Origin of the sequence: Flavobacterium flabelliforme, assembly GCF_017948675.1 — a bacterium.
Classification (GTDB): Bacteria; Bacteroidota; Bacteroidia; order Flavobacteriales; family Flavobacteriaceae; genus Flavobacterium; species Flavobacterium pygoscelis.
This window is the reverse complement of record NZ_JAGFBU010000001.1, coordinates 1,167,813-1,193,654: the sequence shown is the minus strand read 5'-3', so window position 1 is coordinate 1,193,654 and position 25,842 is coordinate 1,167,813. Positions and strand designations below refer to the sequence as shown.

The 25,842-nt window shown below is 30.8% G+C and carries 24 protein-coding genes and 1 tRNA gene; 11 read left to right on the top strand and 14 right to left on the bottom strand.

Going from position 1 to position 25,842, the window contains the following annotated elements; translation table 11 throughout:
• Positions 1-20: 20 nt before the first annotated feature.
• A complete protein-coding gene (locus J3S90_RS05205) occupies positions 21-251 on the top strand; it encodes a DUF6341 family protein (protein ID WP_188049291.1) in 231 nt (76 codons plus the stop codon).
• 32 nt (positions 252-283) lie between these two features.
• Here the strand turns inward: J3S90_RS05205 and purD are convergent, their stop codons facing one another.
• Positions 284-1,558, bottom strand: coding sequence for a phosphoribosylamine--glycine ligase (purD, locus tag J3S90_RS05200; protein ID WP_210645216.1), 1,275 nt, complete (start codon positions 1,556-1,558; stop codon positions 284-286).
• Between the two features lie 152 nt (positions 1,559-1,710).
• On the opposite strand from purD, the gene J3S90_RS05195 reads away from it, so the two are divergent.
• Positions 1,711-3,021 carry a phenylacetate--CoA ligase family protein gene (locus J3S90_RS05195; RefSeq protein ID WP_210645214.1) on the top strand — a complete coding sequence of 437 codons (1,311 nt, stop codon included), beginning with the start codon at positions 1,711-1,713 and terminating at the stop codon, positions 3,019-3,021.
• Here J3S90_RS05195 and J3S90_RS05190 read toward each other — a convergent pair.
• The 6 genes from J3S90_RS05190 to J3S90_RS05165 all read right to left on the bottom strand — a co-directional run bounded on the left by J3S90_RS05190 (position 3,005) and on the right by J3S90_RS05165 (position 10,017).
• Positions 3,005-3,778, bottom strand: a complete 774-nt coding sequence (locus J3S90_RS05190) for a glycosyltransferase family 2 protein (RefSeq protein ID WP_210645212.1) — start codon at positions 3,776-3,778, stop codon at positions 3,005-3,007. The two genes, J3S90_RS05195 and J3S90_RS05190, sit on opposite strands and share 17 nt — an antisense overlap.
• A gap of 2 nt (positions 3,779-3,780) precedes the next feature.
• Entirely contained in the window at positions 3,781-5,130 is a 1,350-nt protein-coding gene (locus J3S90_RS05185) for an exopolysaccharide biosynthesis polyprenyl glycosylphosphotransferase (RefSeq protein WP_210645210.1), read from the bottom strand.
• Complete coding sequence (locus tag J3S90_RS05180) at positions 5,130-6,113, bottom strand: UDP-glucuronic acid decarboxylase family protein (RefSeq protein WP_210645208.1); 984 nt, start codon at positions 6,111-6,113, stop codon at positions 5,130-5,132. Before J3S90_RS05180 ends, J3S90_RS05185 begins: the two co-directional genes overlap by 1 nt.
• Before the next feature lie 130 nt (positions 6,114-6,243).
• Positions 6,244-7,923 carry a DUF6909 family protein gene (locus tag J3S90_RS05175; protein ID WP_188049285.1) on the bottom strand — a complete coding sequence of 560 codons (1,680 nt, stop codon included), beginning with the start codon at positions 7,921-7,923 and terminating at the stop codon, positions 6,244-6,246.
• 36 nt (positions 7,924-7,959) lie between these two features.
• Complete coding sequence (locus tag J3S90_RS05170) at positions 7,960-9,447, bottom strand: GH3 family domain-containing protein (protein ID WP_210645206.1); 1,488 nt, start codon at positions 9,445-9,447, stop codon at positions 7,960-7,962.
• 51 nt (positions 9,448-9,498) lie between these two features.
• Positions 9,499-10,017 (bottom strand): peptidase, encoded by a 519-nt coding sequence (locus J3S90_RS05165; protein ID WP_210645204.1) that lies wholly within the window; start codon positions 10,015-10,017, stop codon positions 9,499-9,501.
• 212 nt (positions 10,018-10,229) lie between these two features.
• On the opposite strand from J3S90_RS05165, the gene tatA reads away from it, so the two are divergent.
• Positions 10,230-10,406, top strand: coding sequence for a twin-arginine translocase TatA/TatE family subunit (gene tatA / locus J3S90_RS05160; RefSeq protein WP_188049282.1), 177 nt, complete (start codon positions 10,230-10,232; stop codon positions 10,404-10,406).
• A gap of 74 nt (positions 10,407-10,480) precedes the next feature.
• On the opposite strand, the gene J3S90_RS05155 is transcribed toward tatA, so the two are convergent.
• Together J3S90_RS05155 and J3S90_RS05150 are read right to left on the bottom strand one after the other, a co-directional pair.
• Complete coding sequence (locus tag J3S90_RS05155) at positions 10,481-12,604, bottom strand: Tex family protein (protein ID WP_210645202.1); 2,124 nt, start codon at positions 12,602-12,604, stop codon at positions 10,481-10,483.
• A gap of 7 nt (positions 12,605-12,611) precedes the next feature.
• Positions 12,612-13,736, bottom strand: coding sequence for a Fic family protein (locus J3S90_RS05150; protein WP_188049280.1), 1,125 nt, complete (start codon positions 13,734-13,736; stop codon positions 12,612-12,614).
• 209 nt (positions 13,737-13,945) lie between these two features.
• Here J3S90_RS05150 and J3S90_RS05145 point away from each other — a divergent pair, with 209 nt between their 5' ends.
• Positions 13,946-14,221 carry a DUF1294 domain-containing protein gene (locus J3S90_RS05145; protein WP_210645200.1) on the top strand — a complete coding sequence of 92 codons (276 nt, stop codon included), beginning with the start codon at positions 13,946-13,948 and terminating at the stop codon, positions 14,219-14,221.
• A 119-nt stretch (positions 14,222-14,340) separates the two neighbouring features.
• Here the strand turns inward: J3S90_RS05145 and rpiB are convergent, their stop codons facing one another.
• Positions 14,341-14,769 (bottom strand): ribose 5-phosphate isomerase B, encoded by a 429-nt coding sequence (rpiB, locus tag J3S90_RS05140; protein ID WP_210645198.1) that lies wholly within the window; start codon positions 14,767-14,769, stop codon positions 14,341-14,343.
• A gap of 744 nt (positions 14,770-15,513) precedes the next feature.
• The gene (locus J3S90_RS05135) at positions 15,514-15,747 is read right to left on the bottom strand and encodes a DUF2007 domain-containing protein (RefSeq protein ID WP_188049277.1); all 234 of its coding nucleotides are present in this window, start codon (positions 15,745-15,747) and stop codon (positions 15,514-15,516) included.
• Between the two features lie 119 nt (positions 15,748-15,866).
• On the opposite strand from J3S90_RS05135, the gene rnr reads away from it, so the two are divergent.
• The 3 genes from rnr to J3S90_RS05120 are packed head-to-tail and all read left to right on the top strand — an operon-like array spanning position 15,867 to position 19,451.
• On the top strand, positions 15,867-18,059 hold the full coding sequence (rnr, locus tag J3S90_RS05130; protein WP_210645196.1) for a ribonuclease R: 2,193 nt from the start codon (positions 15,867-15,869) through the stop codon (positions 18,057-18,059).
• A 4-nt stretch (positions 18,060-18,063) separates the two neighbouring features.
• Positions 18,064-18,732, top strand: coding sequence for a head GIN domain-containing protein (locus tag J3S90_RS05125; RefSeq protein WP_188049275.1), 669 nt, complete (start codon positions 18,064-18,066; stop codon positions 18,730-18,732).
• A gap of 41 nt (positions 18,733-18,773) precedes the next feature.
• A complete protein-coding gene (locus tag J3S90_RS05120; RefSeq protein ID WP_188049274.1) occupies positions 18,774-19,451 on the top strand; it encodes a LysE family translocator in 678 nt (225 codons plus the stop codon).
• A 1,244-nt stretch (positions 19,452-20,695) separates the two neighbouring features.
• Here J3S90_RS05120 and J3S90_RS05115 read toward each other — a convergent pair.
• Positions 20,696-20,766 (bottom strand) — tRNA-Cys (locus J3S90_RS05115).
• A gap of 127 nt (positions 20,767-20,893) precedes the next feature.
• Complete coding sequence (gene folB, locus J3S90_RS05110) at positions 20,894-21,253, bottom strand: dihydroneopterin aldolase (protein ID WP_188049273.1); 360 nt, start codon at positions 21,251-21,253, stop codon at positions 20,894-20,896.
• A gap of 109 nt (positions 21,254-21,362) precedes the next feature.
• Between folB and J3S90_RS05105 the strand changes: the two genes are divergently transcribed.
• From J3S90_RS05105 to J3S90_RS05090, 4 genes are all read left to right on the top strand, one after another.
• Entirely contained in the window at positions 21,363-23,465 is a 2,103-nt protein-coding gene (locus J3S90_RS05105) for a glutamine--tRNA ligase/YqeY domain fusion protein (protein WP_210645194.1), read from the top strand.
• A 303-nt stretch (positions 23,466-23,768) separates the two neighbouring features.
• Positions 23,769-24,098, top strand: coding sequence for a YtxH domain-containing protein (locus J3S90_RS05100; protein ID WP_210645192.1), 330 nt, complete (start codon positions 23,769-23,771; stop codon positions 24,096-24,098).
• 38 nt (positions 24,099-24,136) lie between these two features.
• Positions 24,137-24,487 (top strand): competence protein, encoded by a 351-nt coding sequence (locus J3S90_RS05095; protein WP_210645190.1) that lies wholly within the window; start codon positions 24,137-24,139, stop codon positions 24,485-24,487.
• 3 nt (positions 24,488-24,490) lie between these two features.
• Complete coding sequence (locus J3S90_RS05090) at positions 24,491-24,763, top strand: DUF6327 family protein (RefSeq protein WP_210645188.1); 273 nt, start codon at positions 24,491-24,493, stop codon at positions 24,761-24,763.
• 32 nt (positions 24,764-24,795) lie between these two features.
• Here the strand turns inward: J3S90_RS05090 and J3S90_RS05085 are convergent, their stop codons facing one another.
• Positions 24,796-25,782 (bottom strand): SPFH domain-containing protein, encoded by a 987-nt coding sequence (locus J3S90_RS05085; RefSeq protein ID WP_210645186.1) that lies wholly within the window; start codon positions 25,780-25,782, stop codon positions 24,796-24,798.
• Between the last annotated feature and the right edge of the window lie 60 nt (positions 25,783-25,842).

The following is a 25,842-nucleotide window of genomic DNA, read 5'->3' as shown; positions in this document are numbered from 1 at the left end:
TAAAATTAATTTTATACATTATGAAAGCATTTTTCGAAGCAATACAATACTTATTTGTAGACATCTTATTTGCTCCTCAAGATTTTTTACGCTCATTAGAGTTAAGATCTTGGTTTGCAGCAAATACAATTAACTGGATTTTCATGATTATTTGTGCGGCTGCAATGGTATATTGGATCAAACAATTAAAAATGTTTGAAGATGCAGGTACTGAAAAGCAAGATACTACCGCTCACTCTTTCTTTAAATAAGATTTAAACAAAAAGTGAACGATAGCTCGAAACTATTTTAAATCGTTTCCAATATCTTTTCTAAAATACATCTTATCAAAATTTAGTTTATCTATATTTTGGTAAGATTTTTTTATGGCCTCTTCAAAATTATTTCCGTAAGATGTAATTGCTAAAACTCTTCCTCCATTAGAAACAACATTTCCGTTATCTAATTTGGTTCCTGCGTGAAAAACAATTGAATCTTGGATGGTTTCTAATCCCGAAATTACTTTTCCTTTTTCAAAATCTTCCGGATAACCTCCAGAAACAACCATAATTGTAGTGGCACTTCTTTCGTCTACTTCTAGTGTAATCTCATCCAGCTTTTCATTGGCTACAGCCAAAAATAACTCGACTAAATCGGTTTTCAATCTCGGAATCACTACTTCTGTTTCTGGATCACCCATTCTCACGTTATACTCGATCACAATAGGTTCGTCATTGACATTGATTAATCCGATAAAAACAAAACCTTTATACGGAATACCATCTTTTTTAAAACCATCAATTGTTGGTTTTACGATGCGTGTTTCAATCTTTTCCATCAAAACAGCATCAACATAAGGAACTGGAGAAACGGCTCCCATTCCGCCTGTATTCAATCCTGTATCGCCTTCGCCTATGCGCTTGTAATCTTTTGCAGTAGGTAGAATTTTATAATTTTTTCCGTCTGTCAAAACAAAACAGCTCAGTTCTATTCCGTCTAGAAATTCTTCAATTACCACTTTTGAACTCGCATTACCAAATTTTTGGTGCACGAGCATATTTCTTAATTCCTCTTTGGCTTCAGCTAAATCTTGAATGATCAAAACTCCTTTTCCTGCTGCTAATCCATCTGCTTTTAATACATAAGGCGGTTGCAATGTTTCTAGAAATTCACATCCTTTTTCTACCGTTTCAGCAGTAAAACTATCGTAAGCAGCTGTTGGAATATTATGTCGGATTAAAAATTCCTTTGCAAATTCTTTACTTCCTTCTAATTGCGCACCTAATTTAGAGGGACCAATTACTGGAATGTGTTTTAAGGCAGTATCATTCAAAAAGAAATCATAAATCCCTTTTACTAAAGGATCTTCAGGACCTACTACTACCATAGTTACCTTTTCTTGGATCACAAATGATTTAATAGCATCAAAATCTGTAGGACTCAAAGCAACATTTGTGGCTATTGTAGCAGTTCCAGCATTTCCGGGTGCTACAAAAAGAGTCTCGCAAAGTGGACTTTGAATCATTTTCCATGCAAAGGCATGTTCTCTACCTCCTGAACCCAATAGTAAAATTCTCATTTTGTGTGTTTTTTAGTTGTGTGTTTCCCTTTTTCAAGGAGGTGCAAAAATAATTGCTTTTGGACGTAAAAAATAATTAATTTTCAAAAATTTGCCACTTCCTGATTATTAGTTGGTGGTATATATTATTTTTGATAAAATATCCTTGTAAAATGTTTCGAATTTTTGACTTATCGCTTTTATTAAATGGTTTTCCTATACAGAAAGCTAAAAAGGAATTGCGAGAAATTCTAGCATTGTCTGAACAAGAACATGCCCTTTTTATAGAAAATAAAAAACAAGAAATTGTCACTTTTCATTTAGAAAACAATTCTTTTTATCAGGAATTAGTGGGTATAAAAACTTTTAAAAATTGGAATGATTTACCCATTTTAAATAAAAAAAATTTACAAAAACCATTATTAGAAAGGTTTTCTAAAGGATATTCTTCAAAAAATAGTTACATCAATAAAACTTCAGGTTCTAGTGGCGAGCCTTTTGTTTTTGCAAAAGATAAATACAGCCACGCTTTGACTTGGGCTTCAAATATATACCGTTTTAGTTGGTACGGAATTGATTTTAACACTTCCTTTCAAGCGCGTTTTTATGGAATTCCGCTGGATTTTTTAGGCAACAAAAAGGAAAGAGTCAAAGACTTTTTAAGCAATCGCTATCGTTTCTCTATTTTTGATTTATCAGATCGAGCATTAGAAGTGATGTTGAAAGAGTTTGAAAAAAAGAAATTTGATTATATTAATGGCTATACGAGTTCTATCGTTTTATTTGCAAAATTCCTTCAGAAAAAAAATATAATTTTATCGGATATTTGTCCCACTTTAAAAGTTTGTATTGTAACATCTGAGATGCTTTTTGAAGAGGATAAAATCCTATTAGAAAAGCAATTTGGCATTCCTATCGTCAATGAATATGGAGCTTCAGAACTGGATTTAATAGCTTTTCAAAATACGGAACAGCAATGGCAAGTAAATGCAGAAACACTTTTTGTAGAAATAATAGACAAAAATGATCAACCCGTTCCCTATGGTGTGTCGGGCCGAATCGTAATTACTTCCTTATTTAATAAAGCACATCCGTTTATTCGTTATGATATTGGTGATATTGGAATACTAGATGAAAAAAGCACCTTACAAAAACCTATTTTAAAGAAATTATTGGGTCGTACCAATGACTTTGCCGTTTTACCTAGCGGCAAAAAAACGCCTGGTTTAACTTTCTATTACATTACAAAAAGTATTATTGAAGATGATGGAAACGTAAAGGAATTCGTGATTAAACAAACCAAATTAGATTTATTCGAAATTGAATATGTTAGCGAAAAAGAATTGAATTTGGAACAAATAAATAAAATTAAACAAGCTATTGATTTGTATCTGGAGCCTGATTTAAAATTTAAATTTACCAGAAAACGAACTCTAGATCGAAGCAATAGAGGAAAATTAAAACAATTTAAATCATTGCTTTAATATATCGTGGTTTTATCAGCAATTGTGTAAATAAAAATCCAGTCATACACAATAATGAAACGAATAAATTATACCCATGAAAGGTTCTATAAACCTTAAAATTATGGTACACTAAATCAAATTTTGAAGCAGAGATCGAATTTTTTCGAATGCGATAATAGGCCAAACTTTCAGGAATTACTGGAGCTGATTTAATTTTTTGTAAAATCCTGAGCCACAACATCCAATCTTGACGCTTTCTGATAGACGAAATACTTATTTTTCCAAAATAATCAACATCATAAATTCCCGTGAGATTTCCAACATAATTACAAAAAAACAATTGTTGGTAACTCAAGATTAAAGGTGATTCGATTCTTTTATTCAATGCTTTTCCGTTTTCATCTATAATTTCGTAAAAAGAAAAAGTGAAAGGGATTTTATTTATTTGGAGAAAATGTACTTGCTTTTCTAATTTTGTTGGTTTCCATACATCATCCGCATCTAAAAAAGCAATGTATTTTCCAGAAGTTTCATTCAAAGCTGTATTTCTAGCAATTCCGGTTCCTGCATTCTCATGATGTTTACAAATTTTTATCCGATTGTCTTTTTTTATAAATTCTTCTATAATTGAGATTGTAGCATCACTAGAAGCGTCATCTACAATAATCATTTCCCAGTTTTGATAGGTTTGATTTAAAACAGATTGAATTGATTCTGTAATGTATTTTTCAGAATTAAAAGCAGGCGTAATTATAGAAACCAATGGATTTTTCATGTTTAATAAGCTTTATCGTCGCCACGCAAAATATGGAATATCGTGATGAAAATGATTTTTATATCTAACAAAATAGACCAATTTTCAATATAAAAAATATCATATTTTACTCTATTAATTATATCAGTATCGGTTTCTACTTCGCCTCTATATCCTTTGGTTTGTGCTAATCCTGTGATTCCTGGTTTTACAAAATGTCGAACCATGAATTTATCGATTTTGGTAGCATATAAATCAGTAACACTGATCATATGTGGTCTTGGACCAACAACAGACATTTCTCCCAAGAAAACATTAAAAAATTGTGGCAATTCATCGATACTTGTTTTACGAATAAATTTTCCCACCTTAGTGATTCTAACATCATTTTTAGATGACAATTTCATATCGGCTGCATCGTTTAATTCCATTGATCGGAATTTATAACAATTGAAATTCTTAGAATTGATTCCGCTTCTTTTTTGAACAAAAAATAATGGTCCTTTCGATTCTAATTTTATTAAAACAGCCATTATAGGTAGCAACCATGACAATACGGTTATTATTATAAAGCAAGAAAAAACAAGATCAAAAATTCGTTTTATTACTTTATTAAAATCTTCTTCCTGCAAGATATTCCTCAAGGACATGACAGGAATGTAATCGTAAAATTCGAACTTTACATTGGAGGATAGGATTTGCTTTTCGTCGGGAATAAATTTTAATGTTTTAAAATTATTATCAGCAAAATCAATAACATCAGCAATTTGCTCTGGCGATAAATCGGCGATAGAACAATAAATTTCATCAATATTTTCTTCAGTTACAAAAGAAAGACATCTCTTTATACTTTCTTCATTTGCTTCTTTCAATAAAAAAACTTGGGTTAAGTTATAGCCATAATCTGGGTTATCGGTAAAGAAATGTTTCAAAGGATTAATCCTTTCCTCATTCCCCAACAATACAACAGTTCTAAAATTTCCGCCGTACCATACTCTATATTTTCTTAAAAAATAATAAATAGATACTTTGACAAAAAAAACAAGACTAACCGCTACAACTATGTAAAAAACAACTCTTTTTGGAGGATTAGATTCTGAATCAAACAACTCCAGAATCAAACAAAATAAACCAAACAAAGCAGCCTGTTTTATGGTTTTATTTGCAATTGCAATGCTCTTTGTATAGCGATATATTTCATAAAAACCGAGATAAATGGCAGTAAGTATCCATGCTGCGCTTATCAAAATAACATACCAAAACTGATTGTCGTGAGGTATTAAATAAATACTCAAAACATTAATGATTATTAAATCAATCCAATATGAAAAAGGGCGAATGTAAACTGAATATCTTCCTACTTTTGTTTTCACTACTTGATATAGCTTGAAAAATCTTTATGCTCTTCCTTAGATAATTCTTCTTTTGACAAAGATCTAAAGTAATCATACGTTATTTTCATTCCTTCTTCACGACCAACTTTAGCTTCCCATCCTAGTAACTCTTTAGCCTTAGTGGTGTCTGGACGGCGTTGCAAAGGATCATTTACAGGAAGTTCATGATAGACTACTTTTTGATTGGTTCCGGTTAATTTTATAATTTCTTCGGCAAAATCTTTAATCGTAATTTCATCTGGATTTCCAATATTTACAGGATATACATAATCTGAATGTAACAATCTAAAAATTCCTTCTACTTGATCATCTACATAACAAAAAGAACGCGTTTGCATTCCGTCACCAAAAATGGTTAAATCTTCACCTCGTATGGCTTGCCCTATAAATGCCGGAATAACACGACCATCATTGAGTCGCATTCTTGGACCATAGGTATTAAAAATGCGAACAATTCTAGTTTCTACACCATGAAAAGTATGGTAGGCCATTGTAATAGATTCCTGAAATCGCTTGGCTTCATCATAAACACCTCTTGGACCAATCGTATTTACATTTCCATAATATTCTTCGGTCTGAGGATGAACTAGTGGATCACCATAAACTTCAGAGGTCGATGCAATAAGAATTCTTGCTTGCTTTACTCTAGCCAATCCTAAAAGATTATGTGTGCCTAAAGAACCCACTTTTAAGGTTTGAATCGGTATTTTTAAGTAATCTATCGGACTTGCGGGCGATGCAAAATGAAGAATATAATCTAAATTTCCAGGAACATGAACAAACTTCGTAATATCGTGATGATAAAACTCGAAGTTTTCTAATTTAAAAAGATGTTCTATGTTTTTTAAATCTCCTGTAATAAGGTTATCCATGCCCATTACAAAATAACCTTCTTTTATGAAACGGTCACAAAGATGAGAGCCTAAAAATCCTGCAGCTCCAGTAATAAGTATTCTTTTCATATATTGATTATTATGTTGGATTTCTTCCTTAATTTACTAGGATTTGATTCTCCAATAAAGGTTTTACAAACTAGGGTAAGTTTGCGATATTCTGTTATTTTACTTCTTTAATACAGCGACTTGAATGTTACTATTTAACCTGGAAAATTTGTTCCAATATTTTAATAGTAATCAAATAGGTTGGTTTTACTCCTGTTGTCCCTAAACCACCCGAAGCCAATGTACTTCCGGTTTCTAATGGATTATCTGAGGCGTAATACGCGTATCTTACCTTGACGTCATGAGGAACACTTTTTCTGATTTTAGATGCCGATTGTATGGCTTTTTGATAGTAAGAACCTTCCATCTCAAGACCAATAATTCCCCAAGTAGATTCATGGAAAAATTTTAGTAAATCTCTATTTTGTAATGAGGTTCCAAGTACTGTAACCATTGGTCCAGCAAAAACGGCAATGTCATTTCCTTCAAACATTTCTGCTGATAATTCATTTTCGAAAAAATAATTGTCTGCAGTACCTTCGTTAATGTGGGCATTCGGAATCATTATATCTCCTTTTCCACCTTCTAGAATTCCTGCTTTCCCCATTATAGAAACCGACTCCACGTTCAAAAGAATGTCTTTTTTATAAGGCTTTAATAATTCGTCAATCGTTTCATAGGCTTGTTCACCAAAGGCATAATCCATAACAATAAGTACGGGTTTTTTATCACCAATAGTTGCGTTTGCAAATGATGTTTTAGACCAGTTTAATTTTGCTGTATCAAAAATTTGAACGTCAATATTAGTTCCAGAAGTATCTGGCAAAGAGATCATTCCGTGCTTTAAGGCTACATCCGAAACTTCATTTCTTAGAACATCTGCTCCAGATTTACTCAATTCCTCATAAATAAAGAAATCTGATTTGTCTTTGAACTTCGTTTTTAAAACCTCTGTTGCAAAAATGGAGTTCATAACCGAGTGCATGTTAGCACTAATAACATGAATAGGACGGTCTAAAAGTTTATTTTCTTCTAAAACCTTCTTAATATTTGTAGCCCAAACTTCACCGTGAATGTGATGTCCTAAGCGTTCTCTTAGAATAGGACTAAAGGTGATTGTTCGTTTATTATCATCAACAATTTCCTCTATTGCTAATTTTCCCAACCAAAAAATAACGTGCAAAAATCGGTCTGGCGAAGCGGTTGAACCAAAAGCATCATAAATATTTAAAACTTCCTCGAAAGTTCTACCTAAAATGTTTGCCGCATGCGAAATTGCTTTTTCTTTTTCTACAAGAGTCAGTTTTTTCTTTTGCGAAACAGCTTGCTCTAATTTAAACCAATCACGAGAAACTTCGCCTGCATCATCTAGTAAAACTCTATTTCTGATTTTATGAGATTCAATAAAAATAAATGTCAAATGCGTTAGAATATCATAAATATCAGATCGACCTCTTGTAATTTCAACATTCATTTGTTCCTCATCGATACGGTAACAATTGCGACGTCTTTTAGGCGGTACAATAGCCTGAAAATGGGATTTAGAATAGCCTTCATCCGAAGTTAAATTAATAAATCGGCATTCCTCTATTCCTACCGGAAGACGCTCAATTACATATAAAAGACCATTTAACTCTACCTTTTCTTCTCCAATGTTTCCGTAAATTTCTGGACGCAATGCCAGTAAAGCTTCACGCAACGTATCTCCAGAAACTCCCATAGGTTTGTAAAATCCTCTATTAAAAAGATGACGCATCGTAATGTACATTTTTTCAATAGCTGCTGATGATTCTTGTGCTCTCGAACGAGATATATTTTTTGTTTCTTTCATTTTCTAATTATTTTCTAACCTTCAAAGGTAAGACATTTATTTTCTTTTTAATAAATCGACAATCTTCCTATCGTTTGAAAGACGAGGAATTTTATTCTGGCCACCTAATTTACCGATGGATTTCATATAGTCTTGAAAACCATTTTTAACCACTGGAGTGACCACTAATTTTTGCAACACTTTACCAACGATCAAATCATCGTAATACATATTTTGCTTGCGCATCGCATTATCAATCGCTTGCGCAAAAGTTACGCTGTCTTCTGGTTCGTTCTCATACTCAATAAACCACTCATGATAAGGCAAACCAGTTGTTGGTGTAATTTGAGGAGCAACCGTAAATTCATTAATACGAATTGTAGTTCCTAAAATAGCTTCTTGCAAAGCACTTTCTACTTCTTTACCAATAACGTGCTCTCCAAAAGCCGAAATATAATGCTTAATCCTACCTGAAACGATGATTCGATACGGTTTTAAAGATACAAATTGAACGGTGTCACCAATATTATAACCCCAAAGTCCGGCATTGGTTGAAATAATTAAAACATAATTCACATTTAATGCTACTTCGCCAATCGTATACCGTTTAGGATTATCTAAATGAAATTCATCACTTTTTATAAATTCATAAAAAATACCAGCATTTAAAAGCAATAACATTCCTTTTTCTTTCTGCGAATCTTGATAAGCAAAGAAACCTTCAGAAGCTGGAAATAACTCGATGCTATCTACTTTTCTTCCAATTAAATTTTCAAATTTAGCGCGATAGGGTTCATAATTGACACCGCCATAAATGAATAAATTAAAGTTTTTGAAAATTTCACCAACAGGCATCCCTCCTTTTTCCTGCAATTTTTCAAAATACATTTGAACCCAAGAAGGAATTCCTGAAATCACAGACATATCCTTGTCAAAAGTTTCCTCTACAATTGCATTTACTTTGGTTTCCCAATCTTCAATACAGTTGGTTTCCCATGAAGGCATTCTATTTTTTTGAAGGTATTTGGGAACAAAATGAGCTACAATTCCAGATAAACGACCTAGTTTCACTCCATTTTTCTCTTCTAAAATTGGACTTCCTTGTAAAAAAATCATTTTTCCATCAACAAAATCAGATTTTCCCGTTTCATGAATATAGTGCAGAATGGCATTTCTAGCCGCTTCAATATGATATGGCATGGATTCCTTTGTTAACGGAATGTATTTGGCACCAGAAGTAGTTCCTGAAGTTTTGGCAAAATATAACGGCTTGCCTTTCCAAAGAATATTTTCAGCTCCGTTAACCACTTGATCTACATAAGGTTTTAATGCTTCGTAATCCCGAACGGGAACTTGTTGAGCAAAATCAGTTGTAGTTTTTATTTTTTCAAAATCATGATCTTTACCAAACTGTGTGTTTTTAGCCTCTTTGATTAAATGCAAAAAAACTTTTTTTTGTGTTTCCACAGGATTATTAACCCAAACTTGTGTTTTATTGTATATTTTTTGTGCAAACAATTTTGCTGCGATAGATTTTATAGACATAGTTATTTTAGTTTTGCCAAAAAGGCACAAAGGCAGAGGATATTGCTTGTTTTATTTCTTATTCTTTTCTTTCTTAGAAACTGGCTTTTTAGTTAATAAACTAGTTTTTTCTTCTTCAGAAACCTCTTTTCTTAATTCTAATTCTTCCTTAGAGGCTTTTAATAATTCGGGTTCAACCAATTCATCAGTAGAGGCTAGTATTGAATCTTTATTAAATTTGGCATATTCTAATTGACCTGTAAGTACTTTTTTAATCGATAAAATATAGGCTTCATTTTTCTTTAATGCGGTAGTCAAAGAATCCGATTTTAAAGCCAATTCAGTAGCATCTTTTTTTAGTTTAGAAGAGGAATAACCGGGTATAAATTCTCTAAGAGGTGTAAAAGCAATAATAAAAGTAGTCACCGTAATAATAATTACCGCTCCTAAAGTGGCAAATATAAACACATTCATCAAGGTAAGTTTAAAAGAAAATGTTTCTTCAAAAGTATCTTCGTTTAAAATAATTAAACGTCTTTTATTGAATAAATTTTCTTTGATTTTACGTCTCTTGAGCTTCTTTTTAGGCATCGTATTTTATTATTGAACAAATATAACAATTATTGTTGTTGATTGTATTCGTAAGTGTTTGTCACAATGCTCTTACCTAAATTTATTTTTAATAAATTTTTAACGCTTTTGAAACCAAATAAATGCATTAAAATACTTTTCCATTAAGGAATTCTATATACCTTTGCCCAACGTTTTAGTACAAATTTGCTGCGGCAATAAATTATTCAATCATGGGAAGATTAGGTGTTACAGAAATCCTGGTTATATTAGCTGTTGTTTTATTACTTTTTGGAGGTAAAAAAATTCCAGAATTAATGAAAGGTTTAGGAAGCGGAATTAAAGAATTCAAGAATGCCGCTAAGGATGACCAACCAGCAAATAAAAAAGAAGACGAAACAAAAGAATAAATTTCTTTAATTTCAATACTTAAAAAATCCAAATTACATAAGATAAACTTATGTAATTTGGATTTTTTTGTTGGTTATAGTATCATCGTTAGCTGAATCCTTTTTCTATCCTCATCAACCTCAGTAACTTTTACCTGAACGTGTTGGTGTAATTTTACTACTTCATTTACATCGCTTACAAAACCCGCTTTGAGTTGTGAAATGTGAACTAAGCCACTTTCTTTCACACCAATATCAACAAAACATCCAAAATTGGTAATATTATTGACAATTCCTGGCAAAATCATTCCTGTTTTTATATCTTTTATTGATTTCACATTGGGATCAAATTCAAAAACCTTAGCCGACTTTCTAGGATCTAATCCTGGTTTTTCGAGTTCTTTAATAATATCTTTTAACCCTAGTAACCCTATTTCTGGTGTACTGTAATTTTCTGGTTTTATTAAAGCTGTTTTTTCAGGATTAGCAATTAAATCATTGACTGTCAATTTTAAATCCTTAGCCATTTTTTCAACAATTCCGTAAGCCTCAGGATGGACTGCCGAGTTATCTAGCGGATTTTTAGCATTCGAAATTCGGATAAATGCAACACCTTGTTGGTATGCTTTTTCTCCTAATCTAGGCACTTTTTTAAGTTGCTTTCTGTCTGTAAATGGGCCATTTTCCGATCGATATTGAACGATATTCTCGGCCAACTTCTCTCCTATTCCACTCACATAACTCAATAAGTGTTTACTGGCAGTATTGATATTAATTCCAACCGAGTTCACGCAACGAATTACGGTATTATCCAATTCTTCTTTTAATTTATTTTGATCTACATCATGTTGGTATTGTCCAACACCAATCGCTTTTGGGTCAATTTTTACCAATTCAGCCAACGGATCCGAAAGTCGTCTACCTATAGAAACCGAACCTCGAACCGTAACATCATAATTAGGAAATTCGTCTCTGGCAATTTTAGAGGCTGAATATACTGAAGCACCAGCTTCACTGACAATAAAAACTTGTACGGGTTTATCAAAAGCAATTTTCTTAATAAAAAATTCTGTTTCACGAGATGCGGTTCCGTTTCCTATAGAAATAGCATCAATTTTATAGGAATTCACCATCGAACGAATTTTTTTCATCGCCATCGCTTCCTCTTTTTGTGGTGCGTGCGGATAAATTGTTTCATTGTATAACAAATCTCCTTTTTCGTCTAAACAAACAATTTTACAACCACTTCTAAATCCTGGATCAATCGCTAAAATTCGTTTTTCTCCTAAGGGCGGTGCCAATAATAACTGTCCTAAATTATTAGCAAAAACCTGAATAGAATTGGCATCAGCCTTAACCTTTGCTTCTTGCAAACTTTCATTTGAAATAGCAGGATTTAAAAGACGTTTAAAACTATCCTCAATAGCAAGCTGCACATGAGAAGTTGAATTGCTTTGTTTTTTTAAAATTATTTCATCAATTAAATCGTAAACTTCCTCCGTATCTACTTCGATTTTCATTTTTACAAAACCTTCGTTTTCAGCTCGAAGCATCGCTAATAATCGATGGGAAGGTGTTTTACTTAAAGGCTCTGACCAATCAAAATACTGATTGAATTTTTGAGCATTTTCGTCCTCTTTTTTAGATTTTACAACTTTTGTGGTAATATTAGCTTTCCTTTGATACAATCTACGCAATTGCTTACGCACATAAATGTTTTCGTTAATCCATTCTGCAATAATATCTCTAGCTCCTTGCAAAGCCAATTCTTCATTAATTACATTGTCATTCAAATATTTTGTTGCCAAGAAATCGATATCGTCATTTCGTTGAGCCATAATAATTTTAGCTAAAGGTTCTAATCCGTTTTCACGAGCCACATCAGCTTTTGTTTTTTTCTTCTTTTTAAAAGGCAAATAAAAATCTTCTAATTCCTGTAAATCAAAACTTGTTTCAATTTTAGATTTTAATTCAGGGGAAAGTGCTTTTTGCTCTTCAATAGATTTTAAAATAGCCTCTTTACGTTTTACAATAACTTCATATTCCTTTTGAAACTTAGCTATATTTTCAATTTGAACTTCATCTAGATTTCCTGTTGTATCTTTTCGATAGCGAGAAATAAAGGGAATTGTACAATCTTCTTGTAATAATTGAACCGTATTTTGGATGTTAATAGCTGTGGTAGCTACAAACTTTGCTATAAATTGTATGTTAGTCATTAGAATTTTAATTGAATAATTTTATATAATTTTTAAATACATATACTTTGCCTCTTTTGCCACCAGTTATTTCTTTTAGAATATCCATACTTACTAATTCTTCTAAAATTTTATAAGCTGTAGCTTGTGAAACACCTGTAATATCTACAATTTTAAATACATTAACTGTTGGTTTTTGATAGAGAACTTCCATAATACTCAGTAAGTGATGGCTTCTATTCCCAGTTTTTTTAATTTTATCTTCTATTTCTTTTTTCAATTTTAAAACAGCATCAAAGGTTTCAATTCCACTTTTAGCCGTTTCAATAACACCAACCAAGAAAAATTTAAACCATTGTTTTAAATCATTTTTGGTTCTTACATTCATCAAATTATCATAATAAAACTGTCGGTTTCTTTCAAAAAAATCAGATAAATATAAAATTGGCTTTTTTAGAATAGTTTTATCAACCAAATAAAGTGTTATCAACAACCGTCCAACTCTTCCGTTACCATCCAAAAAAGGATGAATAGTTTCAAATTGATAGTGAATTAAAGCAATTTTAAGTAAATCAGGAAAATAAAAATCTTCATTGTGTGCAAATTTTTCTAAATCACTCATTAGTTCTGACACCGAATTATGAACTGGCGGAATAAAAGTAGCATCATTTATAGAAGCACCACCAATCCAATTTTGACTTGTTCGAAATTCACCAGGTTGTTTATTATGACCTCTAACTCCTTGAAGCAATGTTTTATGAGTTTCCTTAATCAAGCGAGTAGAAAACGGTAAAGTCTCCAGCTGTTTGATCGCAGTATTCATAGCTTCAATATAATTTTGAACTTCTTCCCAGTCGTCTCTTTTATCTAAAACTATATCTTCTATATCTAATAACGCTTCTTCAATATTGGTCTGTGTTCCTTCAATTTTACTACTTTGTGTAGCTTCTTTAAGGACGTGCATGCTGATAAACATATCAATATTTGGAATATATTCTGAATACATATCCAATCTTCCTAATTGTCTATCAGCTTTTGAGAGTAATTGTTGAATTTCCATATCTTCAAGCAACCAAATTTTATCAATAAAGGAGGGTTGAAAACTTTTATAATAGCCTTGATTTTCAAAATTGCCTGATTTGTAATTCTTCATTTCTAAAACTTTTTTAAAACAAATATAGTTCTTAATTTAATTTTTACACTGTTTTTAAATTAAGAGCGTTCCTTAATTTAAAAAATGCTTATTATTTAAATTAAGATTCCTGTAACAATAAGTTTTATGGGATATTTAAAATAAACCATCTACTATTCTTAAATTAAAGCTATTTTTAAAATATTCTAAACTTTATAAAAAGAACAAAAATGTTTGTATTTATTCTATATCTATTAGTAATTAGTACTTTATCATTTATACAAATTGGCTACGATAAAAATTTAGCTAAAAAAAACAAAAGCCGCATTTCTGAAAAAGCACTACTCTCATTTGTTTTTCTTGGAGGAACAATTGGTTCTGGATTAGCAATGCTTATTTTTAGACATAAAACTTCTAAAAAAAGTTACTTACTAAAGTTTTGGTTTATTGTTTTAATGCAGTTGCTTTTAACATATTTTGTCTATAATTATCTATTATCCAAATAATTGTAAACAAAAGGGTTTATTGGTTTTACTTATATTTTTAATTCATTGAAAGAGCATAAAAAAAGCCCAGTTTTATCAACTGAGCTCCTATTTATTTGGTGCGAAGCACCGCAATTTTTTTAGCAAGAAATTTTATCCACTCTAGTTTGATGTCTTCCGCCTTCAAAATCAGTATTTAAGAAAGTTTCAACCATTTCTACTGCTTGTGCAATAGAAGTATAACGTGCAGGAATACTAATAATATTGGCATCGTTATGCTGACGCGCTAAAGCTGCAATTTCTTTCATCCAACACAAAGCAGCACGAACTTTTTGATGTTTGTTAGCCGTCATCGCAATTCCGTTACCGCTTCCGCAAATAATAATTCCAAAATCAGCTTTTCCTTCGGCAACATCTGTTGCAACGGGATGACCAAAATCAGGATAATCAACACTTGCTGTAGTATCGGTTCCGTAATTAGTTACCTCATATCCTTTTGCTTGAAGCATATCTACAATTGCTTTTTTGTAATCTGGTCCTGCGTGATCATTTCCTATTGAGATTTTCATACTCTATTTTTTAAGTTGTGTGCTGCAAATTTAAATAAAGTAAGTCTATACTATTCAATAAAAATGAGGGTTATTTTAAGCAAGACTTTAATTATATGTACAATAATATTATTTAGTTATAATAAACAACTTAAGCAGCAGTAAACCATTAGATTATGAGTTATCAACAATTATATCGGTTCTATAAATAGTTGATAATCAATGTTAATTATAAAATAAATATGTTAAAATTTTGCATTGTTAATAGTGAAAGCTAACTACTTGATATTCAGTTAACCTTAAATTAACATTTATTGTTCATAACTTAGGATAGAATATTAGAAGTTTTTTTTGGATATCAATAAAAAATACCTAATCCAAAACCGACATTAGAAATCCTAATTTAGTTAGCTTATTTTTTAGAATAGTTATCAATATTAAAAAGTAGGTTATCAACAAAAAATGATAGTTGAAGTTATTTACAAATTCAATATAAAAAGGGTTATCAACGATTGTTAATTACTATTGAAAAAAGCTTAGAAACGAATACTTTATAAAAATATAAGTATGTTGATAACTCAATATAACCTCTTGAAACTTGATTTCAATGCTTTTTAAAATAAATTTATTGCAACTATTAACAAGCTATAATAACAACCAAGAAAGATTTTAAATTTAAATTTTCTTTTTGTTTATATTAATATATGTTGACAACTTTCAAAAAAAATAAACTTTCAAAAAAATTATTTGAGAATGAGCACTACTTTAAACGATGGTCAAATTGTTATTTAGGTTATCCAATAACTCTTGCACTTTTTCAAAATCGTTTGGATGAATTTTAAGTTTAATTCCGCCCAAAGCATTTGAATACATTGGTGCAAAAGAGGACATAATTTCATTTTCAAAAAAATAATGAATTTCTTCTTGATCTAATAAATGTTTCAGGACAACGATTTCATGTGAATAATTGAAAATTGCCACTGTTTTGAATTCTTCCATATTTATACTTTTTATAAAGATACAACTATTCTGTAAAGTTATATTTTCTTTAAATATGGCTTATCTTTATCGATAACAGTTTACTATTTTGTAATTTTAGACTTTTAAGAAAAGAATTTATGAGTAAAAGATTAAGAAAGCCGATAAAAAAAGGGAAAGATTTCTCCGATAAAATAATAAAAATATTATCGCAAAGTGCTAATAAAGCATTCAATTATAAACAAATAGGAGCAAAGCTAGAGCTTGATGATACCGAAAGTAGAAATCAAATTATAAAAGATTTAAAGATTTTAGCTTCACAAAATAAAATTATTGAATCAGAACCAGGAAAATATTTAATTAAAGCAGTTAGTAAAGATTATTACGAAGGTAAAATTGATATGACTGGTCGTAAAACAGCCTATTTTGTTTGTGCTGATCTTGACGAAGATGTATTTATCCCGACCAATAATCTGAATCATGCTTTAGATAAAGATATTGTCAAAGTTTATGTTTACAATAAAAGACAAGGTAAAAAACCAGAAGGTGAAGTTATTGAGGTTATAGAAAGACACAAAACTGATTTTGTAGGTGTAATTGATATACAAGCCAATTTTGCTTTTGTTTCTACTGCAAATCCAAAAATGTATACTGATATTTTTATTCCAAAAGATAAAATAGGTGAGGCAGAGCAAGGAGATGTAGTTTTAGTTCATATTGAAGATTGGCCAGCCAAAGCAGACAGTCCTTTTGGATCTGTTATAAAAGTGTTAGGAAAACCAGGAGAACATGATACTGAGATTCATGCTATTCTTGCCGAATATGGTTTGCCATCAGAATTTCCTATTGAAGTAGAGACCTTTGCACAAAAAATAGATACCTCTATAACCGAAAGTGAAATTGCCAAACGTCGTGACATGCGCGATACGTTGACTTTTACTATCGACCCAAAAGATGCGAAAGATTTTGATGATGCCTTATCTTTCAAAAAATTAGAAAATGGGAATTATGAAATTGGTATTCACATTGCCGATGTTTCGTATTATCTTCAAGAAGGAACAATCCTAGATGATGAAGCGTATCAAAGAGCAACTTCTGTATATTTAGTAGATAGAGTAGTGCCCATGTTACCCGAAGTATTATCAAACTTTGCTTGTTCATTGCGTCCAAATGAAGAGAAATATACCTTTTCTGCAGTGTTTGAAATCAATGAAGATTCGCAAGTAATGAATCAATGGTTTGGAAGAACAGTTATTTTTTCTGATCAACGTTTTGCTTATGAGGAAGCACAATACATCATAGAGACTAAAGACGATACAATTCCAGAAGAAATTTCTATTACAGGTAGTTCTTATAAAGTTTCTGAAGATATTGTAGAAGCGACGCTAAAATTAGATGCGCTCGCTAAAATTCTTAGAAAAAAGAGAATGGCCGAAGGAGCGATCACTTTTGATAAAGTAGAAGTGAAGTTTAATTTAGATGAAAACGGAGAACCTCAAGGTGTTTATTTTAAAGTTTCTAAAGATGCCAATCATCTAATTGAAGAGTTTATGTTATTGGCCAACAGAAAAGTAGCTGAATATATAGGAAAACAAAAGAAAACTTTTATTTATAGAATTCACGATGAGCCCAACGAAGACAAGTTAATTGCCATGCAAACGGTAATTGCAAAGTTTGGTTATAAAATAGATTTCCGTAATAAAGGCGATATTTCTAAATCATTGAATAGCTTAATGGAGCAAGTAAATGGTAAAAAAGAGCAAAATCTTATTGATACATTAGCTATTAGAAGTATGAGTAAAGCCAAATACTCTACAGATAATATTGGTCATTATGGTTTAGCATTTGATTATTATTCTCATTTTACGTCGCCTATTCGTCGTTATCCAGATATTATGGTGCATAGATTGTTACAGCATTATCTTGATGGAGGAAAATCTGTAGATGAAGAAACCTATGAAACTAAATGTTTGCATTCTTCAACCATGGAAGGTTTGGCAACCAATGCAGAACGCGATTCTATCAAATACATGCAGGTTAAATACATGCAAGATCATAAAGATGAAGAATTCCTGGGTGTTATTTCTGGTGTTACGGAATGGGGTATTTATGTCGAAATTATCGAAAATAAATGTGAAGGAATGTGTAGAATTAGAGATATTAAAGATGATTATTACACCTTTGATGAAAAACAATATGCGCTAAAAGGTGAAACTTCTGGTAAATTATTACAATTAGGAGACGAAATTTACGTTAAAGTAAAAAATGCCGATTTAGTAAAAAAACAATTGGACTTTAATTTTTTAAGAAGAGTGGAAGAACCATTAAAATAAAAAAATGAAAAAAGTAGTAATTATTGCATTGGTGCTTTTAGCACAATTTACACATGCACAAGTAAGTAGAAACCTAGGTGATTTTGATCAAGTCAAAGTTTTTGATAAAATTTCAGTTCAGTTGATAGCTGCAAACGAAAACAAATTAGAAATTACTGGATCACGTGCTGCAGAAGTTGAAACGGTCAATAAAAATGGAGATTTAAAAATAAGAATGCCTTTTCCAAAGCTATTATCTGGGAATGATATTGTGGTGAAATTATATTATAAAAATCTAGAAAGTATTGCAGTAAGTGAGGGAAGTTCTATAACTAGTGCGAATGATTTTAAACAAACTAGTTTAGAGTTGAATGCAAAATCGGGTGGTGAATTAAGCTTAAATGTTGATGTTGAAAAGGTAAGTGTAAAAGTAAATTCAGGCGGAATTATTTCTCTTTCAGGTAAATCTACCAATCAAAATGTAGCTATTACTTCTGGAGGTATTCTAAATGCTAAAGATTTAAATACTTCTCAAACTACTATTACAGTTTCTGCAGGAGGACAAGCTGAAATTAATGCTAGTACTTTGGTTGAGGCTAAAGTAAAAGCTGGAGGCTCTATTTTTATCTATGGAAAACCAAAACAAATTAACCAAGAAATTTTTATTGGTGGAACAATTTTGGAGAAAAATTAGTAAATTACATTAGATTTGTTGGTAATAAATGTACATTTTTGATGGTAAACGATATTTTAGCAGGTATTCCTTGGGGAATTTTCTTAAGTTTTATGATAGGTCCTGTATTCTTTATTTTGCTAGAAACTAGTATTTTAAAAGGATTTAGAGCCGCTTTAGTTTTTGATTTAGGTGTAATTTTAGGAGATATTGTTTTTATCGGAATTGCTTATTTAGGTAGTTTCAGATTAATTCAAAACTTAAAAGACAAGCCTGCTCTTTTTATTTTTGGAGGAATATTAATGTTAGTTTATGGTTTGATATCTTTTATTAAATTAAAAAATGAACAGAAAATCAATACCGATTTGATTGATAAAGAGATTATAAAAAAGAACTATGGAAGTTTATTCGTAAAAGGTTTCTTTTTGAATATTATAAACATAGGAGTTCTTGGTTTTTGGTTGGCAGTAATTATCTCGGTAGGACCAAAACTAGAAATGCAAAACTCAAGAATGATAACTTTTTTTGTAACCGTAATTTTGTCTTATTTAATTGTTGATTGTATCAAAATAATCTTGGCAAAACAGTTAAAGAATAAATTGACACCAGTAAATATTTTAAAAATTAAAAAAGGAATCAGTATTGTTTTAATGGTTTTTGGAACAGTTTTAATCACACAAGGTTGGTTTCCAAAAGAAAAAGAAATGGTAAAACATGCCTTAGAAAAAATTGATAAATAAGCTTTTAAAAGTTTTATTAATAACACTATATCCTAATTCTGAATAATTATTCAGAATTAGGATTTTTTTATACTCACTATTTAATAGTTGAATATTAGATACTTAATTAATTATAATCGAAATATTGGAACTTACTAACAATTTATATACTCTTTTTAATAAGCTTGTAAGGTGAAAAATACTTAAAAAAGTTTTATTTCAAATTATCTAAAATATAGTAATAAACCTCCACGTTTCCTTGAAGGTTTTAGAGGCATCGTCGGGATTCGAACACTATCTTTAATTAATTTTTATTAAAAATAAGACATAAAAAACCTCCAAGTTTTCTTGAACGTTTCAGAGGCATCGTCGGGATTCGAACACTATCTTTCATTAATTTTTCTTAAAAATTAGACATAAAAAAAACCTCCAAGTTTCCTTGAAGGTTTTAGAGGCATCGTCGGGATTCGAACACTATCTTTAATTAATTTTTCTTAAAAATTAGACATAAAAAAAACCTCCAAGTTTCCTTGAAGGTTTCAGAGGCATCGTCCGGATTCGAACACTATCTTTAATTAATTTTTCTTAAAAATTAGACATAAAAAAAACCTCCAAGTTTCGTTGAAGGTTTCAGAGGCATCGTCGGGATTAGAACACTATCTTTAATTAATTTTTCTTAAAAATTAGACCTAAAAAAACCTCCAAGTTTAATAGAAGATTTCAGAGGCTTTGTCCGGATTCGAACACTATCTTTCATTAATTTTTCTTAAAAATTAGACCTAAAAAAACCTCCAAGTTTCGTTGAAGGTTTCAGAGGCTTTGTCCGGATTCGAACACTATCTTTCATTAATTTTTATTAAAAATTAGACCTAAAAAAACCTCCAAGTTTCTTTGAAGGTTTCAGAGGCATCGTCGGGATTAGAACACTTTCTTTAATTAATTTTTCTTAAAAATTAGACATAAAAAAACTCTAAGTTTTCTTGAACGTTTCAGAGGCATCGTCGGGATTCGAACACTATCTTTCATTAATTTTTCTTAAAAATTAGACATAAAAAAAACCTCCAAGTTTCCTTGAAGGTTTTAGAGGCATCGTCGGGATTCGAACACTATATTTAATTAATTTTTCTTAAAAATTAGACATAAAAAAACCTCCAAGTTTCCTTGAAGGTTTCAGAGGGATCGTTCGGATTCGAACACTATTTTTAATTAATTTTTCTTAAAAATTAGACATAAAAAAAACCTCCAAGTTTCCTTGAAGGTTTTAGAGGCATCGTCCGGATTCGAACCGGAGTAGGAGCTTTTGCAGAGCCCAGCCTAGCCACTCGGCCACGACGCCAATTATTTATTGGTTTGCAAATGTACTATAAAAAAATCAAATTCCAAATTTCAAATTCTAAATAAAACAGATAATTATTTTCCTTTAAAATATGAAATCTAAAATAGCTACTCAACAATAATTAATATTAACTTCTGTATTCTTCCATTTCAATCGTAACCGCTTCAACATCACCACCAATAGGAGGATTCAATTTAGAAACTCCAACAATTATTCTAGAAACTTCTGGAATTTCATTAAAAACACGGTTGATAATTCGATGCGCTACATGTTCTAATAAATCAGAACGAATTGCCATTTCTTCTACCACAATGCTGTTTAAAAGCACATAATCTACGGTATCTTTCAAATCATCTGATATGCTTGATTTTCTTAGATCCGTTTTGACCTCTAGATTGACTATATAATCAGATCCAATTTTTCCTTCTTCGATTAGACAACCGTGGTAGGAGTAGGTTCTAATATTTTTTAGTTTAATAATTCCCATTTTTTATTTAATATATTGTTTGTTGAAAAATTCAGTTCTGAAAGAAAACTGCAAAGTGTAAAGTGATAACTGTAAACTTTTTTATCTTTGCTAAAATTAAGAAAAAAATATGTCAACCGAAGAAAAATCACTCCATTTTATAGAACAAATCATTGAGGATAGTTTGTCCAATGGTTTTCCAAAAGATAAATTACGTTTCCGTTTTCCACCAGAACCTAATGGATATTTACATATTGGTCATGCCAAATCCATTTGTTTGAACTTTGGTTTAGGTTTAAAGTACAATGCGCCAGTTAATTTACGTTTTGATGACACCAATCCAGCCAAAGAGGAGCAGGAATATGTTGACGCTATTAAGGAAGATTTGAAATGGTTGGGATTTGATTGGACAGAAGAATTATATTCTTCCGATTATTTTCAGCAGTTGTATGAATGGGCTGTTGCAATGATCAAAAATGGTAAAGCGTATGTAGACAGTCAATCTTCTGAAGATATGGCGATTCAAAAAGGAACGCCTACACAACCTGGTGTTGATGGTCCTTATAGAAATCGCACTATAGCAGAAAATCTAGCTTTATTTGAAGCCATGAAAAACGGTGATCATCCAGAAGGAAGTCACGTTTTACGTGCTAAAATTGATATGAAATCAACCAATATGTTGATGCGAGATCCTTTGATGTACAGAATATTACATCGTCATCATCATAGAACTGGTAATGATTGGAATATTTATCCTATGTACGATTATGCGCATGGCGAAAGTGATTATATAGAGCAAATTTCACATTCTATTTGTACATTAGAATTTGTAATGCACAGGGAACTATACAATTGGTTTTTAGACCAAATTTATGATGCAAATAAAGTGCGTCCCCATCAATACGAATTTGCCCGTTTGAACTTGAATTACACGGTAATGAGCAAACGTAAACTTTTGCAGTTAGTTCAAGAAAATATAGTAAATGGTTGGGATGATCCAAGAATGCCAACTATTTCTGGATTAAGAAGAAGAGGGTACACTGCAGCTTCTATTCGTAAATTTTGTGAAATTATAGGCGTGGCCAAAAGAGAAAATGTAATCGATTTTTCCCTATTAGAATTTTGTTTGCGTGAAGATTTAAACAAAACGGCTCCAAGAGTAATGGCTGTTTTAGATCCAATTAAACTTGTAATTACTAATTATCCTGAAGATAAAGAAGAATGGCTTGAAGCAGAAAATAATCAAGAAGATGAAAGTGCTGGTTTTAGAAAAGTTCCTTTTTCAAGAGAGTTATATATTGAGAGAGAAGACTTTTTAGAAGAAGCTCCAGCTAAATTTTTCCGTTTGAGTTTGGGTAAAGAAGTCCGTCTTAAAAATGCTTATATTATTAAAGGTGAACATGTTGTAAAAGACGCATCAGGTACTATTACAGAAATTCATGTTACTTACGATGAAGATAGTAGAAGTGGAAGTGGGAGCGAAGCAAGCCAAAGAAAAGTTGCAGGAACCTTGCATTGGGTGACTATAAAACATGCTATTGAAGCTGAAGTTCGTTTGTATGATCGTTTGTTTATTGATGAAGCACCAGACAGTCATAAAGAGAAAAATTTCTTAGAATTTATGAATCCAAATTCTCTGGAAGTTATAAAAGGTTTTGTAGAGCCAAGTTTAGCTACTGTACAAGCAGGAGAAAAATTCCAGTTTCAACGTTTAGGATATTTTAATGTGGATAAAGATTCGACCGAAGATAAAATTATCTTTAATAAAACGGTTGGCTTAAAGGATGCTTGGGAGGAAAAAGGTAAGAAAGAAGAAAATTTATTGATGAATACCCAAAAAGAAATCAATAAATACGTTAAAGAAAAAGAGGAGAATAATGCACTTTTGATTTTAAATTCTATTATTGCTAACATCAAAAGTATCGATAATTACAGTTTAATTATTCAAACTGTTGTCAAAAATATTAAGAATGATAACAACGCTTTATTATTTTCTAATTTGATTTTACAACATTCTGATAAAGTAAAAGTAAAAGATATTGATGCGGAAACGTTGACTAAGTTATATACGATGTCTTTAAAAAGTCAATTGGCTGCTGTTCGAATTTTAGCGATTGAAAATTTACAAGTTGATCTTACTAATTTTAATCTTTTTGAAAACCAACTTTCGGAATTAAAAAAGATTGAAAAAAATGAAAAAGTGTTACAATTATTAACACATCTTAAAATATAATGTTTATCTATTAAATAGATTTTATTTATAAAAAGCTTTCTTTAAGAAAGCTTTTTTTTATTATTGTAATTTATTATTACTATTTTATTTTTAATAAGTAGTTTTGATTAAAAACGACCTTCATAGATTAAATTTAAAGCATTATTTTAAAATAATTAGCAAAGAATATCGTGTTGTAAATTGCGTTTATTAAACGGTTTGTATTGGCTTTATAGTTTGTATATATATACTTTAACGACTTGTTAACGGGAACTTGTTAATAATTTTGTAACTTTATAGAACAAACTTTTAAAATATATAATTATGTCTAAAAATTCAGGAAATACATTAGCAGCAATTTTAGTAGGAGTAGCCGTTGGAGCAGGCTTAGGAATTTTATATGCTCCAGATAAAGGATCTAAAACTAGAAAAAAAGTTAAAGATGGTTTTGATGATGCTAAAAGTGATTTGCATCACAAATTAGATTCGGTAACGTCAGAGTTTAGTAAAAAATTAAATGCTGCCAAATTTGATCTTGAAGATACATATCAAGATTTAGTTTCAAACATGAGTCATAAAACAGAAGATGTAATTTCTTTTCTTGAAAATAAATTATCGGATTTGAAAAAGCAAAATGCAAAACTTCAAAAATAATTTAATTTAACTATTTTAATATACCCAATACAAACTATATGGCTTTTGAAGAATTAAAAGAAAATACAGAGGAAATTCAGGAACAAATTCATGCTTATATTAAAACTAATGTTTCCTACTATAAGTTATGGGGTTTTAAAGTAGCGATGAAATCAACTACAATGATTCTTAAATTCTCCTTGATTTTATTGTGTTTGAGTATGGTATTATTATTTTGTTCGATAGCAGGAGCATTGGCAATTGGAAAATCTTTAGATAATTATCCTCTAGGTTTTTTAATTATTGGTGGTATATATCTTTTAATTACTAGTTTGTTATTTTTAATAAAAGACAAAATTGTTGAAGGACCTATTTTAGAGAAATTTTCAGAAATATTTTTTAACGACTAAATTATGGGAATCAAAAAATATACGTCTTATTCTCAAATAGATAGAGAACTCGAAATTTTAAAGATTGAAAAGGAAATTAGTTATGAAAAATTGGTTTTTGGTGTAAAGAAAACAAAGGAAAACTTAACACCTCAAAATATTGTAAGTGATTTAATTAGTACTTACAGTTCAGCTATTCCTTATGGAGCTCTTGTTTCTGCAAGTGTTCCGTTTGTACTTAATAAAGCAATTCCGTTTATAAAGAATTGGTTTACCAAAAGAAAAAGAGGCTTATAAGCCTCTATTTTCTTTTTAAATACTATTTTAATTTATTCTTCTGTTTCAGGGTTACTAGGAGCTTCTGGCAACTTGTAATCAGTTCTATTTTGTTTTTTAGGATTAGATTTGTCATTTCTAATTTTCATCATTTCGCCCACTTGATTAGAAGCACTAAATGACGCGATCATATTATTTAGCATGTCACTACCAGCTTGTGGGGAATTAGGTAGTAAAATCAAGTTAGAATTAGCATCAGCACCAATAGCTTGTAGTGTATCATAATGCTGAGTAACAACAATTAAAGCAGAAGCTTCCTGAGAATTAATTCCTACTCGGTTTAATACATCAACACTTTCTACTAATCCTTTTGCAATCTCTCTTCTTTGATTTGCAATACCTTGACCTTGCAAACGTTTACTTTCTGCTTCTGCTTCCGCTTTAGCCACAATTCTAATTCTCGAAGCTTCTGCTTCAAACTCAGCAACTGTTTTCTCTCTATCGGCTGCATTTATTCTGTTCATCGCATTTTTTACTTGAATATCGGGATCAATATCAGTTACCAAAGTATTGATGATTGTATAACCATAAGTAGTCATTGCTTCATTTAATTCTCTTTTTACTGCTACTGCAATATCATCTTTTCTTTCAAAAACATCATCTAAGATTAATTTTGGAACTTCTGCACGAACAACATCAAATACGTAAGAGGTAATTTGGTCGTGTGGATATTCTAATTTATAAAATGCATCATAAACCGTTTCCTTTACAACCATAAATTGAACGGAAACTTTAAGTTTCACAAAAACGTTGTCTTTAGTTTTAGTTTCGATGATCACATCTAATTGTTGAATTTTAAGATTCACACGTCCTGCAATTCTATCTATTACGGGAATTTTTAATTGTAAACCAGATTGTCGGATACTTAAAAACTTACCAAAACGTTCTATAACAACAGCTGTTTGTTGTCTTACTGTGAAAAAAGAAGATAACAGAATAAACAACCCAAACACAAATAGGATAATTAATGCGACATTCATATTGTTTTTATTTTAGTTAAAAATTAACTGACAATTTACAAAATTAAAACTAGGTTTCTG

Coding starts and splice junctions, on each gene's coding strand:
- J3S90_RS05205 (WP_188049291.1), top strand. CDS start 21: ATGAAAGCATTTTTCGAAGCAATACAATACTTATTTGTAGACATCTTA.
- purD (WP_210645216.1), bottom strand. CDS start 1,558: ATGAGAATTTTACTATTGGGTTCAGGAGGTAGAGAACATGCCTTTGCA.
- J3S90_RS05195 (WP_210645214.1), top strand. CDS start 1,711: ATGTTTCGAATTTTTGACTTATCGCTTTTATTAAATGGTTTTCCTATA.
- J3S90_RS05190 (WP_210645212.1), bottom strand. CDS start 3,778: ATGAAAAATCCATTGGTTTCTATAATTACGCCTGCTTTTAATTCTGAA.
- J3S90_RS05180 (WP_210645208.1), bottom strand. CDS start 6,113: ATGAAAAGAATACTTATTACTGGAGCTGCAGGATTTTTAGGCTCTCAT.
- J3S90_RS05175 (WP_188049285.1), bottom strand. CDS start 7,923: ATGAAAGAAACAAAAAATATATCTCGTTCGAGAGCACAAGAATCATCA.
- J3S90_RS05170 (WP_210645206.1), bottom strand. CDS start 9,447: ATGTCTATAAAATCTATCGCAGCAAAATTGTTTGCACAAAAAATATAC.
- J3S90_RS05165 (WP_210645204.1), bottom strand. CDS start 10,017: ATGCCTAAAAAGAAGCTCAAGAGACGTAAAATCAAAGAAAATTTATTC.
- tatA (WP_188049282.1), top strand. CDS start 10,230: ATGGGAAGATTAGGTGTTACAGAAATCCTGGTTATATTAGCTGTTGTT.
- J3S90_RS05155 (WP_210645202.1), bottom strand. CDS start 12,604: ATGACTAACATACAATTTATAGCAAAGTTTGTAGCTACCACAGCTATT.
- J3S90_RS05150 (WP_188049280.1), bottom strand. CDS start 13,736: ATGAAGAATTACAAATCAGGCAATTTTGAAAATCAAGGCTATTATAAA.
- J3S90_RS05145 (WP_210645200.1), top strand. CDS start 13,946: ATGTTTGTATTTATTCTATATCTATTAGTAATTAGTACTTTATCATTT.
- rpiB (WP_210645198.1), bottom strand. CDS start 14,769: ATGAAAATCTCAATAGGAAATGATCACGCAGGACCAGATTACAAAAAA.
- J3S90_RS05135 (WP_188049277.1), bottom strand. CDS start 15,747: ATGGAAGAATTCAAAACAGTGGCAATTTTCAATTATTCACATGAAATC.
- rnr (WP_210645196.1), top strand. CDS start 15,867: ATGAGTAAAAGATTAAGAAAGCCGATAAAAAAAGGGAAAGATTTCTCC.
- J3S90_RS05125 (WP_188049275.1), top strand. CDS start 18,064: ATGAAAAAAGTAGTAATTATTGCATTGGTGCTTTTAGCACAATTTACA.
- J3S90_RS05120 (WP_188049274.1), top strand. CDS start 18,774: ATGGTAAACGATATTTTAGCAGGTATTCCTTGGGGAATTTTCTTAAGT.
- folB (WP_188049273.1), bottom strand. CDS start 21,253: ATGGGAATTATTAAACTAAAAAATATTAGAACCTACTCCTACCACGGT.
- J3S90_RS05105 (WP_210645194.1), top strand. CDS start 21,363: ATGTCAACCGAAGAAAAATCACTCCATTTTATAGAACAAATCATTGAG.
- J3S90_RS05100 (WP_210645192.1), top strand. CDS start 23,769: ATGTCTAAAAATTCAGGAAATACATTAGCAGCAATTTTAGTAGGAGTA.
- J3S90_RS05095 (WP_210645190.1), top strand. CDS start 24,137: ATGGCTTTTGAAGAATTAAAAGAAAATACAGAGGAAATTCAGGAACAA.
- J3S90_RS05090 (WP_210645188.1), top strand. CDS start 24,491: ATGGGAATCAAAAAATATACGTCTTATTCTCAAATAGATAGAGAACTC.
- J3S90_RS05085 (WP_210645186.1), bottom strand. CDS start 25,782: ATGAATGTCGCATTAATTATCCTATTTGTGTTTGGGTTGTTTATTCTG.